This window comes from Acinetobacter sp. ANC 4862 (assembly GCF_004336635.1).
Lineage (GTDB): Bacteria > Pseudomonadota > Gammaproteobacteria > Pseudomonadales > Moraxellaceae > Acinetobacter.
Window position 1 is genome coordinate 59,920 of the sequence record NZ_SJXH01000001.1, and the last position, 17,083, is coordinate 77,002.

Annotated in this window: 12 protein-coding genes; 6 read left to right on the forward strand and 6 right to left on the reverse strand. The window is 42.0% G+C overall.

Going from position 1 to position 17,083, the window contains the following annotated elements; genetic code table 11:
- Window positions 1–102: 102 nt before the first annotated feature.
- Genes purT through dapC form a run of 3 tightly spaced genes read left to right on the forward strand, consistent with a single transcriptional unit; the run spans window position 103 to window position 5,208 of the window.
- Complete coding sequence (gene purT, locus E0409_RS00250; RefSeq protein WP_171458761.1) at window positions 103–1,317, forward strand: formate-dependent phosphoribosylglycinamide formyltransferase; 1,215 nt, start codon at window positions 103–105, stop codon at window positions 1,315–1,317.
- Between the two features lie 30 nt (window positions 1,318–1,347).
- Window positions 1,348–4,014 carry a [protein-PII] uridylyltransferase gene (glnD, locus tag E0409_RS00255; RefSeq protein ID WP_131286445.1) on the forward strand — a complete coding sequence of 889 codons (2,667 nt, stop codon included), beginning with the start codon at window positions 1,348–1,350 and terminating at the stop codon, window positions 4,012–4,014.
- A 24-nt stretch (window positions 4,015–4,038) separates the two neighbouring features.
- Window positions 4,039–5,208, forward strand: a complete 1,170-nt coding sequence (gene dapC, locus E0409_RS00260) for a succinyldiaminopimelate transaminase (RefSeq protein WP_131286447.1) — start codon at window positions 4,039–4,041, stop codon at window positions 5,206–5,208.
- Between the two features lie 99 nt (window positions 5,209–5,307).
- On the opposite strand, the gene E0409_RS00265 is transcribed toward dapC, so the two are convergent.
- Both E0409_RS00265 and msrB read right to left on the reverse strand, forming a co-directional pair.
- A complete protein-coding gene (locus E0409_RS00265; RefSeq protein ID WP_131286449.1) occupies window positions 5,308–5,790 on the reverse strand; it encodes a glutathione peroxidase in 483 nt (160 codons plus the stop codon).
- Window positions 5,787–6,206, reverse strand: a complete 420-nt coding sequence (msrB, locus tag E0409_RS00270) for a peptide-methionine (R)-S-oxide reductase MsrB (protein WP_131286451.1) — start codon at window positions 6,204–6,206, stop codon at window positions 5,787–5,789. Before msrB ends, E0409_RS00265 begins: the two co-directional genes overlap by 4 nt.
- A gap of 229 nt (window positions 6,207–6,435) precedes the next feature.
- Between msrB and E0409_RS00275 the strand changes: the two genes are divergently transcribed.
- On the forward strand, window positions 6,436–7,866 hold the full coding sequence (locus E0409_RS00275) for a pyridoxal phosphate-dependent aminotransferase (protein WP_131286453.1): 1,431 nt from the start codon (window positions 6,436–6,438) through the stop codon (window positions 7,864–7,866).
- 54 nt (window positions 7,867–7,920) lie between these two features.
- Here the strand turns inward: E0409_RS00275 and E0409_RS00280 are convergent, their stop codons facing one another.
- On the reverse strand, window positions 7,921–9,897 hold the full coding sequence (locus tag E0409_RS00280) for an acyltransferase family protein (RefSeq protein WP_131286455.1): 1,977 nt from the start codon (window positions 9,895–9,897) through the stop codon (window positions 7,921–7,923).
- Between the two features lie 230 nt (window positions 9,898–10,127).
- Between E0409_RS00280 and E0409_RS00285 the strand changes: the two genes are divergently transcribed.
- The gene (locus tag E0409_RS00285; protein ID WP_131286457.1) at window positions 10,128–11,309 is read left to right on the forward strand and encodes a YbfB/YjiJ family MFS transporter; all 1,182 of its coding nucleotides are present in this window, start codon (window positions 10,128–10,130) and stop codon (window positions 11,307–11,309) included.
- Between the two features lie 13 nt (window positions 11,310–11,322).
- Here E0409_RS00285 and E0409_RS00290 read toward each other — a convergent pair whose 3' ends face one another.
- Window positions 11,323–11,964, reverse strand: a complete 642-nt coding sequence (locus E0409_RS00290) for a M23 family metallopeptidase (protein ID WP_252151752.1) — start codon at window positions 11,962–11,964, stop codon at window positions 11,323–11,325.
- Between the two features lie 153 nt (window positions 11,965–12,117).
- Window positions 12,118–13,371 (reverse strand): NADP-dependent isocitrate dehydrogenase, encoded by a 1,254-nt coding sequence (gene icd / locus E0409_RS00295; RefSeq protein WP_131286459.1) that lies wholly within the window; start codon window positions 13,369–13,371, stop codon window positions 12,118–12,120.
- A gap of 202 nt (window positions 13,372–13,573) precedes the next feature.
- Between icd and E0409_RS00300 the strand changes: the two genes are divergently transcribed.
- Window positions 13,574–14,398 carry an rRNA large subunit pseudouridine synthase E gene (locus tag E0409_RS00300; protein WP_131286461.1) on the forward strand — a complete coding sequence of 275 codons (825 nt, stop codon included), beginning with the start codon at window positions 13,574–13,576 and terminating at the stop codon, window positions 14,396–14,398.
- A 134-nt stretch (window positions 14,399–14,532) separates the two neighbouring features.
- On the opposite strand, the gene E0409_RS00305 is transcribed toward E0409_RS00300, so the two are convergent.
- Window positions 14,533–16,764, reverse strand: a complete 2,232-nt coding sequence (locus tag E0409_RS00305; protein WP_131286463.1) for an NADP-dependent isocitrate dehydrogenase — start codon at window positions 16,762–16,764, stop codon at window positions 14,533–14,535.
- Window positions 16,765–17,083: the final 319 nt, after the last annotated feature.

Genomic DNA, 17,083 nt, shown 5'->3' on the forward strand with positions numbered 1-17,083 from the left:
TTTATAAATAAAATTGTTAGACAATATCATTATTTTATGTGAATCAAGTCTTAACACCTCAATCAGTTCTGCTATGCTAAAAGCCCATAAAATCAAGCATGGATGATTTACATGAGCGTGACTATTGGTACTCCCCTTCAAGCGTCTGCCTTTAAAGTTTTGCTATTAGGTTCAGGAGAGCTGGGTAAAGAAGTGGTGATTTCGCTACAACGTCTCGGTGTGGAAGTCCATGCAGCAGACCGTTATGATCACGCACCTGCCATGCAAGTTGCCCATTATTCTTATACTTTAAATATGGCAGATGCCGAAGAACTCAAACAACTGATCCAACACGTTAAACCCAATTTAATTATTCCTGAAATTGAAGCCATTGCGACGCAAGTTTTAGTCGAAATTGAACAACAAAATATTGCGACCGTGATTCCTTCGGCAAAAGCGGTTAACCTGACCATGAACCGTGAAGGTATCCGCCGTTTGGCAGCTGAAGAGTTGGGTTTACCGACATCTGCTTATCGTTTTGCCGACTCGATTGAGTCTTTCCGTGCGGCTTGCGACGATATTGGCTATCCAAACTTTGTTAAACCGGTGATGTCTTCTTCAGGCAAAGGACAATCTCGCATTAAAAGTTTTGATGAAGTGGATGCCGCTTGGGAATATGCGCAAACTGGCGGTCGTGTGAATCAAGGTAAAGTGATTGTCGAATCACAAATTGATTTTGACTTTGAAATTACCTTACTTACGGTTCGCGCTAAAAATGCTGAAACAGGTGAAATCGAAACCCAATACTGCGACCCGATCGGCCACCGCCAAGATGCAGGCGATTATGTCGAAAGCTGGCAGCCTCAAACCATGACTCCTGCTGCTTTGGAAGAATCAAAACGGATTGCGCATAAAGTCACTGCTGCTTTAGGCGGCTGCGGTATTTTCGGGGTCGAACTGTTTGTCAAAGGCGATAAAGTATGGTTTAGTGAAGTATCACCACGTCCGCATGACACGGGGCTTGTGACACTTGCATCGCAATTCCAGAGCGAATTTGAACTACATGCACGTGCCATTTTAGGACTGCCGGTCAATACCACACGCCATAGTGTTGCAGCAAGTGCGGTTATTTATGCAGGCGTTGATGATAGCAATTTATCTTTTTCTGGCTTAAATCTTGCTTTGTCTAATCCAGACACCGATTTACGCCTTTTTGGTAAACCTGAAGGTTTTAAACGTCGTCGCATGGGGGTTGCAACGGCACGTGCTGAAACAACAGATCAAGCACGTGAACTTGCACTAGAGACGGCGTCTCAAGTCAGTGTTCAACAAAACTAAACTTGTCACCATATTAACGGACTACTGTTCATGATCAATACTTCTCCACTGCTGAATTACGTTAAAAGTAACCATGACATTCAAGCGATCAATCAATGGCGCACAGATGTCGAAAAACAGCTACAGGAAGGTTTTGAAAATGGACAGTCGATTCGTGAAGTCATTTCGGCCCGAGCCAATTTAATTGATGAAGCATTACAATTTCTCTGGAAACATGCTGAACTTGAGCAGACTGATTTAGGTTTATTTGCTGTTGGCGGTTATGGTCGTCGGGAAATGTTGCCCTATTCAGATGTCGACATCATGATTTTATCGGAAGATGAAATCAGCCCCGATCAGGAAAAATTGATTTCCACCTTTATCTCATCACTTTGGGATGTGGGTAATTTCAAACCCGGCATTAGTGTGCGTACCATTTCCGACTGTGTTGAACAGGCCACGAGCGATTTAACCGTGGCGACAGCACTGATTGAATCCCGTCTGATTATTGGCAATCAGCATTTAGCCAAATGGCCGCGTCGTATCGTTTCACAAACCTGGACAGATAAAACCTTTTTTGATGCCAAAATGGATGAGCAAGCCAGACGCCATGCTCAACACAACAATACCGAAAGCAATCTGGAACCGGATATTAAAAATGCACCGGGCGGTATTCGTGACATCAATCAAATTGGCTGGATTGCAAAACGTCATTTCCGGGTCAATCGTATTTATGACTTGGTGCATCTAGGCTTTATTTCCGATTTTGAACTGGGCGTTTTAGAAGAAGCGGAAAGTTTCTTGTGGGAAATTCGCCATCATTTACATCGCTTAACCAAGCGTGATGAAAATCGTTTATTGTTCGATTATCAACGTGATATTGCAGCCCTGTTTGGCTACACCCGTCAAGAACATCAATCGCCAAACTATCCAATCGAACAATTCATGAAGCGTTATTATCGTAGCGCGCAACAAGTCTCCACACTGAATGAAATGCTGCTGGCTTACTTTAATGAATCAGTCATTACGCCACGTTTGCCCGACTACGAACGCAAAATTGAAGAAATTAACGAAAACTTCAAACTGGTGGATGGCAAACTTGCGGTACAACACCACAAAATTTTCTCAGAACGCCCCAGCGCAATTTTAGAAATCTTCTATTTATTGGCCAATCGCCCGGAAATTGAAGGTATTCGCGCACGTACCTTGCGTCTTTTGATCCTTGCTGCAAAACGCATTGATCAAAACTATCGAGATAATCCCGAACATCAAGCCTTGTTTATGGCCATTATTCGTTCACCACATCGTCTGTATGACACTTTGGTGGCGATGAAGCGCTATAGCGTTCTAGGCAATTATATTCCTGCATTTGGTCAGATTATGGGACTGATGCAATATGACCTGTTCCATATTTATACTGTAGATGCACATACCCTATTATTGCTGCGTAATTTAAATCGCTTTAAAGAACCCGAGTTTGCCAAAGACTTCCCTGTGGTGAGTTCAGTCTTCCAGCGTCTGGCACGTCGCGATATTGTCTATTTGGCCGCTTTATTCCATGACATTGCCAAAGGTCGTGGCGGTGATCACAGTGAACTGGGTGCAGAAGATGCAATCAAGTTCTGCCGTAAACATGGCTTTACCGAGCGTGAATGTAATCTTGTCGCATGGCTGATTCAAAGTCATTTACTGATGTCCATGACGGCGCAGAAGAAAGATATTTCAGACCCGGATGTGGTGCAGGATTTCGCTGAAAAACTTGGTGATATGGAGCATCTGGATTATCTGTATACCTTGACCGTGGCGGACATTAACGCGACCAATCCGAAACTTTGGAATACCTGGCGTGCATCGCTGATGCGTCAGCTTTATACCCATGCACGTGATGTGATTCGTACTGGTCTGGGGCGTCCTGTTGATTATCAAATGCTGATTGAAGATACTAAATTTGCGGCCAGTGAACTGTTGGTGAATGATTTCTCCCTGTACGATGTAGAAACCATTTGGCAGGAACTGGGGGATGAATATTTCATTAAAGAATCGGCAGATGAAATTGCCTGGCATACCCGTGCCATCTTGCAACATGGCAACAATACTGAACCTTTAGTATTAATGCGTGCCCATCGTCAATACGCCCAAGATGCAGTGCAGATCTTTATTTATACGCAAGATCAGCCCAATTTATTTGCCACCACAGTGGCTGTATTTGACCGTATGAATCTTGACGTTCAGGATGCGCGAATTATTACTGCGTCCACTGCATTTAGTTTAGATACTTATGTGGTTCTCGACCGTTTCGGGACTTTACTGACCGACCCGGAACGTGAAAAAACTGTGATTGAGGCATTGGTGGAAGCACTGAGCCACTCAGATAAATATCCTGGTTTAATGCAACGTCGTATTCCACGCCAGTTACGCCATTTCGATATTGAAAATACCGTCGACATCACCCTGAATGCCGCGTTACAGCAAAACATGGTGGAAATAGCAACACTTGACCATCCAGGTTTACTGGCTAAAGTAGGCGGTTTATTTATGATGCAAGGTTTAGATATTCATTCTGCTAGAATTGCAACGCTTGGTGAGCGCGCAGAAGATATTTTCTTTGTCACTAAAAAAGATGGCATTCCGATGTCCGATTCAGAAGCTGAAACTTTTGCTGCGCAATTAAAATCAGCACTGGATGAAGCCTCGAATCAAGTCTCTGGCCAACATTAACTTAAATTAAGCGGTACCGATTTCATGAACTCAAGTTTGTCATTATTGCATCCCTATCCTTTTGAAAAGTTAAATAAACTTTTTCAGGATATTCAACCTGCAGATTTACCACTCATTCCATTATCGATTGGTGAACCGAAGCATCCTGCGCCAGAGTTTGTAAAACAAGCAATTATTGACAACTTTAAGCATTTATCGACTTACCCGAACAGCAAAGGTTTACCAGAACTCCGCCAAAGCATTGCCAACTGGCTGACACGTCGCTTCAAGCTGAATAGCATTAGTGCTGAAACTAATGTTCTTCCTGTATCAGGAACACGTGAAGCGATCTTCTCTTTTGTCCAAGCTTTAGTGAACCGTGAAGATGCACCGTATGTGGTGATGCCAAATCCTTTCTATCAAATTTACGAAGGTGCGACTTTACTCGCGGGTGCAAAACCGTACTTCATTAACTGTACTGAAGAAAACAATTACCTCGGTGATTTTGATGCGGTTCCTGCCGAAGTATGGGAAAAAACAGCATTGCTCTTTGTTTGCACACCTGGCAATCCAACTGGTGCAGTATTGTCTAAAGAACAGTTCAAGAAATTGATTGAACTTTCAGACAAATACGACTTTGTCATTGCATCGGATGAATGTTATTCAGAACTTTGGTTTGATGAAGCACCCGTGGGCTTACTTGAAGTTTGTGCTGAAATTGGACGTGACGACTACAAAAACTGTGTCGTATTCCACTCACTTTCTAAACGCTCAAACTTGCCGGGCATGCGTTCAGGTTTTGTCGCTGGTGATGCAGCATTACTTAAGCCTTATTTGCAATACCGCACTTACCACGGTGCAGCCATGCCGGTTCAACATCAGCTAGCGTCTATTGCCGCTTGGGACGATGAAGAACATGTTGAAGAAAACCGTAAACTTTATCGTGCCAAATTTGAACTGTTCCAAAAAGAGCTCGGTCACTTATTGCCACTGAAAAAACCGGATGCAGGTTTTTATTACTGGTTAAAAGTAGACAATGATGAAGCTTTTGCCAAAATGCTGATGGAAAAAGCACATATTAAAGTGCTTCCTGGACGTTACCTTTCTCGTGATACCGAACAAGGCAATCCGGGTGAAAACCATGTCCGTTTAGCATTGGTTGCAGATATTGCACAGTGTGAAGAAGCCATTCAGCGTTTAAAAGCGATTTTATAAATATCCTACCCATTTAAAAAATCTAAACCGCATTTTTTAGATAAATTTAGGGCGATCAATTGATCGCCCTACTTTACTTTAGTCAGTAATTACTTTTGACTACTTTGCCAAAGCAGCTTCAACTTCACTTTCCATATCTTCAGGTTTGGTGGTCGGTGCAAAACGATTTAACACTTTGCCATCTTTACCAATCAAGAACTTGGTGAAATTCCATTTGATCCCGTTTCCGAGTATTCCTTTACTGTTATTAGTCAAATAACGGAATAAAATGTGCGCTTCTGGGCCTTTAACATCTACCTTTGAAAACATGGGAAATGTTACGCCATAATTTTTTTGGCAGTAAGCCCCGATTTGTTCATTGGATCCCGGATCTTGTCCGCCAAACTGGTTACAGGGAAATCCCAAAACCTCCAAACCTTGATCTTTGTATTTCTCATACAACTTTTCAAGACCTGCAAACTGGGGGGTAAAACCGCATTTACTGGCAGTATTTACAATCAATAAAACTTTGCCTTCATAATCAGCAAATGATTTATTTTTTCCATCTAACAACTCAGCCTCAAACTGATAAATGTTGGTCATGGATAGGTTTCCTCGTCATTTTTTTCTTGTGTTTTTAATTCTAATGAAGCTGAATTTACGCAATAGCGTAACCCTGTTGGCTGTGGACCATCTTCAAAAACATGGCCTAAATGTGCGTCACAATGATGACAAACAATTTCTGTTCTAACCATACCGTGTGTCGTATCGGTATGTTCTTCAATTGCAGAATTATTTAAGGCTTTATAGAAACTTGGCCAACCACAGCCACTATCGTATTTTGTTTCTGAGCTAAATAACGGCTCACCACAACAACGGCAGACATAAGTACCATCTTGTTTTGTGTTCCAGTATTTACCTGTAAATGCAGGCTCTGTTCCCTTTTGACGTGTAATACGGAACTCTTCAGGTGATAACTCTCTTTGCCATTCTCGGTCTGATTTATTGAGTTTTCCCATGGCTACGTACCTTCTTCCTTGCTATTTAAAATAAAATAATCCTATATTTACGTCATTCATATTTAAATTTCTAGTCTTTCGTTAACATTTTACAAAAGACCTATAATTTCCCTAAAAAAGCAAAAAGTAAGCAATGTTTAAAAATAGAGTGAGCAATTTATTTAAGAAATGCTTTTTTGTGAGCAAATTTAGTGTTACTCTTTGTCATAAGCTTGCTCAGGATTAAAAAATGTCGCAAAAAAAGAGCGTTATTTTTAAAAATTTGCTTCCTGTGATTAAACAGTATCAACAGGCAGGATTTACGCACGAAAAAATTGTTGCTTTACTTCGGGATGAACACAATCTTGATTTAGTAACAACTGAGACATTTAAAAGTTATTTATATCGTTATGCAAAAGTGACCTCCACTCCTTCCGAGAACATCAAAATGCCGAACACTTTCCAAACCCCTCGCGAAATTAAAAAATCGTCTAAGCTCGAGCATGTATGCTACGACATTCGCGGACCTGTGTTACGAGCGGCCAATGAAATGGAAGAAGCCGGTCACAAAATTATTAAACTTAATATCGGTAATCCCGCCTCATTCGGCTTTGAAGCGCCACAAGAAATTATTAATGATGTGGCTTTAAACTTACCCAATGCCGTGGGTTATACAGACTCGAAAGGGATTTTCCCTGCGCGTAAAGCGATTTGTCAGTATTACCAGCAAAAAGGCATTTTGAATATGCAGGTCAATGATGTGTATATCGGTAATGGCGTGTCTGAACTGATTGTCATGGCAATGCAAGGCTTGCTGGATGATGGCGATGAAATGCTGGTTCCAATGCCAGATTATCCATTATGGACAGCTGCGGTAAACTTGTCTGGTGGTACAGCGATTCACTATAAATGTGATGAAGAAAACTACTGGTATCCAGACATTGCGGATATGGAAAGTAAAATCACGCCAAATACCCGTGGTATCGTGATTATCAATCCGAATAACCCAACGGGTGCGGTTTATCCACGTCATGTATTGCAACAAATTGTCGATCTGGCAAAAAAATATGACCTGATTTTATTTGCAGATGAAATTTACGACAAAATTATTTATGACGGCATTGAACATGTCGCTGTAGCTGCACTTGCGGGTGATCAACTTTGTATCTCGTTTAATGGTTTGTCTAAAGCCTATCGAATTGCGGGTTTCCGTTCAGGTTGGATGGCCATTACTGGTGATAAATCACGTGCACTGGACTACATTGAAGGTTTAGACATGTTGGCATCTATGCGTCTTTGTGCCAACCATCAAGCGCAATATGCGATTCAAACCGCTTTAGGCGGTTATCAGTCTATTAATGACTTGATTCGTCCGGGTGGTCGTTTATATGAACAACGCAATATCGCTTGGGAAATGTTGAATGAAATTCCGGGCGTATCTTGTGTCAAACCAGAAGGTGCGATGTATTGCTTCCCTAAACTGGATCCGGAAATTTATCCAATTCAGGATGACGAAAAATTCATGCTCGACTTGTTGCGTGCTGAAAAAGTGTTACTGGTTCAAGGGACTGGTTTCAACTGGCCGACTCCTGATCATTTCCGCGTAGTGTTCTTGCCTGCCGAAAATGAACTTCGTGAAGCGATTACCCGTTTAGGTCGTTTCCTGGCAAAAATGCGTTAATTTCTAAAATATAAAAAAACCGCGTGATCTCACGCGGTTTTTTTATGCCTGCCTTTAATCTTTAAGCGGATTGCCATAATGTTTTAAATATTCAATGCCCAATTGCCGAGAGCCTTGATTATTAATATGGTTGGTGTCCTTATTTCGGTATAAAGGTACATCATCAATACTGATTCTACATACCTGCTGATTACAGATAACCTTGGTCGGGTCAATAATTTTCAAGTCAGGATATTTCAGTTTGGCTTCAGCCACAATTCGATTAAATTTCAGAAGCTGTTGTTCATAATTCTGTCTGGAAACAGTACATTGCGCATGGGTATTTAATATTTCATTACGAAGATTACAATCTGCCGGCACCCCGTCCCGATCTAAGCGAGGTACATCATTGAGCAAAACCACTTGATCACTGGACTGATAGGCAATTTTCAAAGCTTTCATAAAGCCAGTTTTGAATATTTCTTCATTTGAATGATGAATGCCATCTTCAAGTTTCACCTCAGGACCAAAATACGGTACATATGAACCCGCTAAAATAATCACTGGATAATGTGTTTTTGCAAGATGAGCGGTAATCGCATCATTTCTTAATTTAAATTCGCTCAGCTCTTCCCAATCATTGAAATTGGCATCCAGACGCTGTACACCGGGTAAATAGAAGGTGGAACTTTGCGTGACGTCATAGCCGCGCAAATTCGCATCTTTAGCCCATACATCCAGCATTGCGGTATAAGCGTTGGCATGAGAATCACCGATCAATAAAAAATCTATTTCCGGTTTAGCATTACCCAAGACACAATCATTCGGATCAGGTAAAGCTTCCGGGTCCTCAATATCCATACATTTATTGCGAATGATATGGGCAAATGAATTAAGTGCCTTTTGCTTGTTATAGACAGACTCAGGAAACCTATCCGGAAAGCCTTTATTTATATTGATGGTCTTGGCAAGGGTAATAAAAATCATGGCTGGTACGAGAAAACCGATGATAATCACTTTATAATTCGCTGCCATCACAAAACGTTTGGTTGGTTTTTCTACGAATTTATAGGTTAAAAATGCCAGTATGATGGACAACAGTACAATCACCGCCTGATTTTCTGCATTTAATGGCTGCATATAAATGCCAAATAACACAATAATGGGCCAGTGCCATAAATATAAAGGATAAGAAATTCTCCCGATCCAGGTACTCAAGCGATTACTCAGTAACACATTACTGGACCGTGAAGATTGTCCCAGATAAATAATGAATGCTGTCGCCAAGCACGGGATAAGCGCCATTGCTCCTGGAAATGGAGTTTGCTTATCGAAGTAGATGGCTGCTGTAAACAATACGATTAAAGCCATCCAAACCAGACTTTGCAGTAATTTTTTCGGCAGTTTGAGCTGTGGCAAAAAACCAATCAATGCACCAATGAGCAGCTCAAAGGCACGTACAGGCATACTGTAGTAGGCCTGCTCTGCATTTTGAGTCAATTTATGCTGTGCATATACCAGTAAAGTCACGATTAATGTAGTGAGGATCGCCCACATATATTTTCGTGGTACCTTTCGAACAAACAACCATAACAATAAAGGCCAAAAAATATAGAATTGCTCTTCTACCCCAAGCGACCACAAATGCAATAAAGGAATACCTTCAACACTTTGGCTAAAGTAATCCCCCACCTCATTGCGCATATAAATATTTGCCATGAGCAAGGTTGCATACATGACACTATCAAAATATTGTGTCAATTCACCAGGGAGCATCACCTGCCAGGCAATTACACTGACGACACTGAGTACGGTAAAATAAGCCGGTGCTAAACGTACCACACGCTTCTTGTAAAACCGTGCGACAGAAAATCGTTTCGATTGAATCTCATGCGTTAAAATGATGGTAATTAAATAACCTGAAATCACAAAAAAGACATCAACACCAATATATCCTCCAGAAAAGAAAGATAATCCGATATGGTTAAAAATCACCAATAAAACCGCGATCGCCCTTAAGCCATCAATATCAGCGCGATATGAGAAATTCATAATGAAGATAAATACAATAACTTATTCAGATTGTAGGCCTTTATTCAGAAAACTCAATTTGCAAAATAAAGGGAGAATATCATTCAATGTTATAAAAGCAGTCTTAAATCTTACTTAATGACTCGAACATTGATGTTTTTGTAGCGTTTGTAAGTTCTGATCCTATTCATTGTTGGAGAGTCATGCTATTGATTGAGATGAATCAATAATAAATAGCTGCGAGTGCATGGATGTCCTCAAACAATATCAAGCTCAGTCTGTTTTTATGCCTCAGTATGTGCTTAGGAATTGGTATTTTACGTTTTTCTTATACCGCGCTGTTACCCAGCACACGTGAAGCATTTGACTGGAGCGTAGGTTTTGCCAGCCTGTTAGGGAGTGCAAATTTACTCGGCTATCTGATGGGCGCTTTTGCAGCCATGCGACTGCCCCAAAATAAAAGCATGACCCTATACATCCAAATTGCAGCAATCGCCGGCATGTTCAGTTTAATGTGCTGTGCTTTTGCAAATTTTCCTCAGGCCTGGTATATCTTCTGGCGTGTGATCTCAGGAATCAGCGGTGGTCTACTGATGATTCTATCGCCTAGTGTGGTTGCGCAGTGCTGTGATATTCAGGATCGCTTTAAAATCAATTTTATTGGTTTTAGTGGAATTGGTCTTGGGGTTTTATTGGCAACGCTTTTCTTGCCTTATCTGGATCAAATTTCGATACAAACAGCCTGGCTGATTTTATGTGGCTTCGCGCTGATGATTTGTGTGTGCTTAAGTATTTTACTGCAACAATTTAAGCATCATTTGTCGGTGCAAACCATTGTGACCACCAGCAAAGTTAAGCTGAATACGCTTTTTTATAGCTTGCTGGTTGTGTATGCCTGCAGTGCATTCGCCTATATTCCGCATTCATTGTTCTGGATTGACTATCTCAGTCATGAACTGGGGCTGAATTTATTCTGGATCAATTTTAACTGGATTCTTTATGGCTTAGGCAGCGCTTTGGGGGCTTTTACTGCCTACCTTTTAGCCAGAAAATTCGGTAACCTGACTGCTCTTAAAATACTTTATAGCCTGTATATCCTGGCGATTTTTATTGCCACATTAAATACCAGCCCACTTCTGACTTTTACCTCATCCTTTTTTACCGGCCTGCTGAATCCGGCAGTCGTGTTTTTGACCTCTTATACGATTCTACAACTCTATGCTTTGGCGTATAAAAAACTCTGGAGTATTGCGACACTGTGTTTTGCATCTGTTCAGCTGATTGGCGGTTTAAGTTTTAGTACATTGCAGCATTTCGGTGTGACCTATCATCAACAGTTTCTATTGGCTTCTTTTGTATTATTACTCGGAACGCTGCAACTCGCATGGCATACACGCTCAAAGCACTACAAGCAAACCGAACAAACACCTTAAGTTTTAAATATTTTTATGAGGATGGGGCTAAATATAGATAAGGGTTTACTACTCCTTGTCCATTTAAATAGATTCCATAATGCAAGTGTGGCGGGGTATTTTTACCATTACCACTATTGCCCACATAACCAATGACTTCCCCGGCTTCAACCCAGTCGCCTTCTTGAATCTGGTCAGCATAATCATCCAAATGGGCATAATAATGCCGGCTTAAATCTGGACCGATCATCCAAACCACTTTCCCACCCAAATTATTGGTTCCGACTTGCAACACAATGCCTTGAGTTGTGGTCCGTACAGGTGTTCCTCGTTTGGCAAAAATATCGACACCTTCATGTTTGCGCCCTTCACTCCGTGCTGCACCCCAGGTATCTTGAACTTGTCGAGCTTTAATATTTTCAACCGGCATTGAAAGTTGTGCAGGCAAATCCATGTATTGTAATTGCATATATAAAATGGGGTAACGTATATCTGCTGATTCACCTGATGGTGGTGGCTGAAAGCCTGAAAGCCTGAAAGCCTGAAAGCCTGAAAGCCTGAAAGCCTGAAAGCCTGAAAGCCTGAAAGCCTGAAAGCCTGAAAGCCTGAAAGCCTGAAAGCCTGAAAGCAATATGAATACCATCATTAAACTCAGGCAGAAAATCTTTGTGAACATTTTTCGATGCTGATGCATTAATTTCAAGAATTAAAGTGAGGTGATCTATTTCATCTTAAGTTTTTAATTCTATTGAATGAAATATGAGTTCTGTAAGTATAAAAAACCCGCAACAAGTACGGGTTTTTCTAATACAAAGTTCAAGTCTTCAACTTATTCCATATTTTTAATCACTGCTTGACCAAATTCCGAACAACGTAACAAAGTCGCGTCAGGCATTAAACGCTCAAAGTCATAAGTGACCGTTTTTGCAGTAATCGCACCAGAAACACCTTTGATGATCAAATCGGCAGCTTCAGTCCAGCCCATGTCACGCAGCATCATTTCAGCAGAAAGGATGATTGAACCCGGGTTTACTTTGTCTTGACCTGCATATTTAGGCGCAGTACCGTGAGTGGCTTCGTACATCTGAATTGCACCCCCAATGTTTGCACCCGGAGCGATACCAATCCCCCCCACTATAGCTGCAAGCGCATCAGAAATGTAGTCACCGTTCAAGTTAAGCGTCGCAATCACTGAATATTCAGAAGGACGCATCAGGATTTGTTGCAGGAACGCATCAGCAATCACATCTTTAATGATAATGTCTTTGCCGTTTTTAGGGTTCTTGATTTTAACCCATGGACCACCGTCAAGAAGCTCGCCACCAAAACGCTCAAGCGCGACTTCGTAACCCCATTCTTTGAATGCACCTTCGGTGTACTTCATGATGTTGCCTTTATGAACGAGAGTCACGCTAGGCTTGTCATTGTCGATTGCAAACTGAATGGCTTTACGAACCAGACGTTGAGTCCCTTCTTTAGAGACCGGTTTAATACCAATACCACAATTTTCTTCGAAACGGATTTTAGTCACACCCATTTCTTCTTTCAGGAATTTGATGACTTTTTTAGCTTCTGGCGAATCCGCTTTCCATTCAATCCCTGCATAGATATCTTCAGAGTTTTCACGGAAAATCACCATGTCAGTCAGTTCAGGATGTTGAACTGGAGAAGGAACACCTTCGAACCAACGCACTGGACGCACACAAACGTAAAGGTCTAATTCTTGACGTAAAGCGACATTGAGAGAACGAATACCACCACCAACAGGTGTCGTTAATGGACCTTTGATAGAAACGACAAACTCGCGAAGCGCTTCGAACGTTTCTTCCGGCATGTAAGTACCATAGATTTTATCTGCTTTTTCACCGCAGTAAACTTCCATCCATTCGATCGAACGTTTGCCAGCGTAAGCTTTTTGAACTGCAGCATCTACCACTGCTTTCATTGTTGGTGTAATATCCACACCAATACCGTCGCCTTCAATGAAAGGAATGATAGGATTGTTAGGAACATTCAGTGACAAGTCTGCATTTACGGTAATTTTGCTACCATCCACAGGCACAACAATCTTCTGATAACCCATTGTACTCGTTCTCCCTATTGTTATTCTATCTGGCGAATCTAAAAAATAATTGCCAATATGCAATACTTTCAACTTATCTTAACGCATAATATTGTAATCCTATTTAAGTGTTTTTGAGATTTACAGGGGAAATAACGCCATTTCCCCATAAAATAAAACTCAACGTTTCCAGTATTTATCATTATCAAAGTAGTTATTTTCTATGAAAATCGTCATTCTTAATAAACCTTATGACGTTCTCTCCCAGTTCCGTGCCGATGAGAAACATCAAACCATGGCTGATTTCACTCAAGACCCTGATCTTCGTATCGCTGGTCGTCTTGATTTAGACTCAGAAGGCTTAATGTTCTTAACCGATCATGGTGGTTTGAACCAGTTCATTACCAACCCTGCCAACAAAAAGTTTAAAACTTATGTGGTACAGGTTGATGGTGACATCACCGAAGAAGCTTTAGAGCAACTTCGTAAAGGTGTTGAGCTTAAAGATGGCATCACCCTGCCTGCTCAAGCCAAAAAAATTGATGAGCCGGACTGGTTATGGGAACGTACGCCACCTGTACGTTTTCGTGCTAGCGTTCCAACATCATGGGTAGAAATTCAAATTTGTGAAGGTCGTAACCGTCAGGTTCGTCGCATGACCTCTGCGGTAGGTTTTCCAACTTTACGTTTGATTCGTACTCAAATTGGTACTATCAGCATTGTAAAACTTGGCTTACAGCCCGGTGAGCAAGTGGAGATCGAACCTTTACTTTACCCAGACTTTAAAGATGTTCCTGCGGACAAACCGTATGAAGGTCGTTCTTTTACGAAAAAGACCACAACTAAGAAACAGCATTTCTCGGTTGCTAAAGACAAAGCACGCGAAGCAAAAGGCGAAGCGCCATTCAAAGGCAAGAAAAAAGCCAGTGGTGGTACAACGCGTATTTGGCAAATGGATGATGCAGATAAACCTCGTCGTAAAACCAATGGTACGACACGCCCGAATACTAAAGCACCGCGTGGTCGTGGACGTAATAACGGTCGCTAAAATTTAGTTTAAATAAGTTCCTTTTTTGGGGAATGTTCGTAGCGTAGAAATTGCGGACGAAAAAAAGCCGGTACATATGCACCGGCTTTTCTTTGCACCACCGGCTGAGTAGCCGGCTTTGCATTAAATTAAACTTAAACAGAAGCAAGTGCTGCGTTTAATGTTGCACTTGGACGCATCACAGCATTTACTTTCTCTTGATCAAGAGCGTAGTAACCGCCGATGTCAGCCGCTTTACCTTGAACAGCAGCTAGCTCAGCAACGATCTTGTCTTCGTTTTCAGCCAATGCTTTAGCAAGCGGAGCAAACTTCGCTTTCAATTCAGCATTTTCATCTTGAGCAGCTAACGCTTCAGCCCAGAATTTTGCTAGGTAGAAGTGGCTGCCACGGTTATCAAGTTCGCCAGTGCGACGTGATGGTGACTTGTCATTGTCGAGCAATTTGCCAGTCGCTTGGTCTAATGTCTTAGCCAATAACTTCGCAGCAGCATTGTCTTCTTTGATGCCCATTTCTTCTAGAGAAACAGCAAGCGCCATGAACTCACCCAGTGAATCCCAACGCAAGTGGTTTTCTTCAACCAACTGCTGTACGTGTTTAGGAGCAGAACCGCCTGCACCTGTTTCGTACATACCACCACCCGCCATTAACGGCACGATAGAAAGCATTTTCGCAGACGTACCCAATTCCATGATCGGGAACAAGTCTGTCAGATAGTCACGTAGGATGTTACCTGTTACAGAAATGGTATCTAGACCACGAGCAACACGTTCAAGCGTATAACGCATTGCACGAACTTGTGACATGATTTGGATATCTAAACCGTCAGTGTCATGATCTTTCAAGTATTTTTCAACTTTCTTGATCAATTCATTTTCGTGTGGACGGTACGGGTCAAGCCAGAAGATTGCCGGCATGCCAGAGTTACGCGCGCGAGTTACCGCAAGTTTCACCCAGTCACGGATCGGTGCATCTTTCACCTGACACATACGCCAGATATCACCTTCCTCAACGTTTTGCGACATCAACACTTCACCTGTTTCAAGATCAGTGATGTTGGCAATACCCGCTTCAGGAATTTCAAACGTTTTGTCATGTGAGCCGTATTCTTCAGCTTTTTGCGCCATCAAGCCAACGTTAGGTACAGTACCCATTGTTTTTGGATCGAAGTTGCCATTCCACTTACAGAAATTGATCATTTCTTGGTAGATACGTGCGAAAGTCGATTCAGGCATTACGGCTTTACAGTCGTAAGGTTTGCCGTCAGCGCCCCACATTTTACCGCCACCACGGATCATCGCAGGCATAGAAGCATCTACAATGACGTCGTTTGGTGAATGGAAGTTGGTGATGCCTTTTGCTGAATCAACCATCGCAAGTGCTGGACGGTGTTCTTGACACGCGTGCAAGTCACGGATGATTTCTTCACGTTGCGATGCAGGTAAAGTTTCAAGCTTCTCGTAAAGACTCGCCATACCGTTATTGATGTTAACACCTAACTCATCAAATAACTTGCCATGCTTCTCAAACGCATCTTTGTAGTAAATTTTCACACAGTGACCGAATACAATCGGGTGTGAAACTTTCATCATGGTTGCTTTAACGTGTAAAGAGAACAAAATGCCCGCTTCACGACAGTCTTCAAGTTCTTTCTCGTAGAAGTCGCAAAGTGCTTTTTTGCTCATGAACATTGAGTCGATGATTTCGCCATCTTTCAATGCAACTTTTGGTTTAAGCACGATGGTTTCGCCACTTTTCGTGATCAATTCCATTTTCACATCACGCGCGCGGTCAAGTGTCATTGACTTTTCGCCGTGGTAGAAGTCACCTTCATTCATGTGCGAAACGTGAGTTTGTGACCACTGTTTCCACTCGCTCATTGAATGCGGGTGTTTCTTAACGTAGTTTTTCACTGCGGCAGGCGCACGACGGTCAGAGTTACCTTCACGTAGTACAGGGTTTACAGCAGAGCCTAAGCATTTGCCATAACGAACCTTGATTGACTTTTCTTCTTCAGTCGTTGGGTTTTCCGGATAATCCGGGATTGCATAGCCTTTTGACTGAAGTTCTTTAATACACGCTGTTAGCTGGCCAACAGAGGCACTGATATTCGGTAATTTAATAATGTTGGTATCTGGATCTTGTGTAAGATGACCTAGCTCCGCGAGGATATCGGGAACTTTCTGCTCTTCATTTAGGCAGTCTGCAAATTCTGCGAGCACGCGAACGGCTACAGAGATGTCACTTTTGACAATCTCGATACCGGCCGGCTTAGTAAAGGTCTCAATGATCGGCAGCAGCGAATAAGTCGCCAACAATGGCGCCTCGTCAGTCAGAGTGTAAATGATAGTTGACTTTCCACCAGCCATATATAGCCCCTTGCGTTAGATTGAGTTTTGAGAACCGGGCTTTTGGCCCAGCCCTGCGAACCGATTTGCTTAAATAAAACATCGAAAGTATCGGTGCTCATTGCACCTCAGCTAAACAACAATATCTTTTCATATTGCTTCTTGGCTGAAAATTCATATATATATCGGTGTTGTTCACCAATCCTTATATTCTACTTGAAATTTCGTATTTTTTCGAGTACAGGCAGTCTCAGCCGGTCTCTGCGACTCAATTCACACCCCTCATTACATGAGCAGCGATTCAGGACTTTAAGAACATATATTCTATATCTATCAATAC

Bases quoted from the DNA above. Each gene is read 5' to 3' on its own strand.
- msrB (WP_131286451.1), bottom strand. From the start codon at position 6,206: ATGGGAAAACTCAATAAATCAGACCGAGAATGGCAAAGAGAGTTATCA.
- E0409_RS00305 (WP_131286463.1), bottom strand. From the start codon at position 16,764: ATGGCTGGTGGAAAGTCAACTATCATTTACACTCTGACTGACGAGGCG.
- E0409_RS00280 (WP_131286455.1), bottom strand. From the start codon at position 9,897: ATGAATTTCTCATATCGCGCTGATATTGATGGCTTAAGGGCGATCGCG.
- icd (WP_131286459.1), bottom strand. From the start codon at position 13,371: ATGGGTTATCAGAAGATTGTTGTGCCTGTGGATGGTAGCAAAATTACC.
- E0409_RS00300 (WP_131286461.1), top strand. From the start codon at position 13,574: ATGAAAATCGTCATTCTTAATAAACCTTATGACGTTCTCTCCCAGTTC.
- E0409_RS00265 (WP_131286449.1), bottom strand. From the start codon at position 5,790: ATGACCAACATTTATCAGTTTGAGGCTGAGTTGTTAGATGGAAAAAAT.
- E0409_RS00275 (WP_131286453.1), top strand. From the start codon at position 6,436: ATGTCGCAAAAAAAGAGCGTTATTTTTAAAAATTTGCTTCCTGTGATT.
- glnD (WP_131286445.1), top strand. From the start codon at position 1,348: ATGATCAATACTTCTCCACTGCTGAATTACGTTAAAAGTAACCATGAC.
- dapC (WP_131286447.1), top strand. From the start codon at position 4,039: ATGAACTCAAGTTTGTCATTATTGCATCCCTATCCTTTTGAAAAGTTA.
- purT (WP_171458761.1), top strand. From the start codon at position 103: ATGATTTACATGAGCGTGACTATTGGTACTCCCCTTCAAGCGTCTGCC.
- E0409_RS00285 (WP_131286457.1), top strand. From the start codon at position 10,128: ATGTCCTCAAACAATATCAAGCTCAGTCTGTTTTTATGCCTCAGTATG.
- E0409_RS00290 (WP_252151752.1), bottom strand. From the start codon at position 11,964: ATGTTCACAAAGATTTTCTGCCTGAGTTTAATGATGGTATTCATATTG.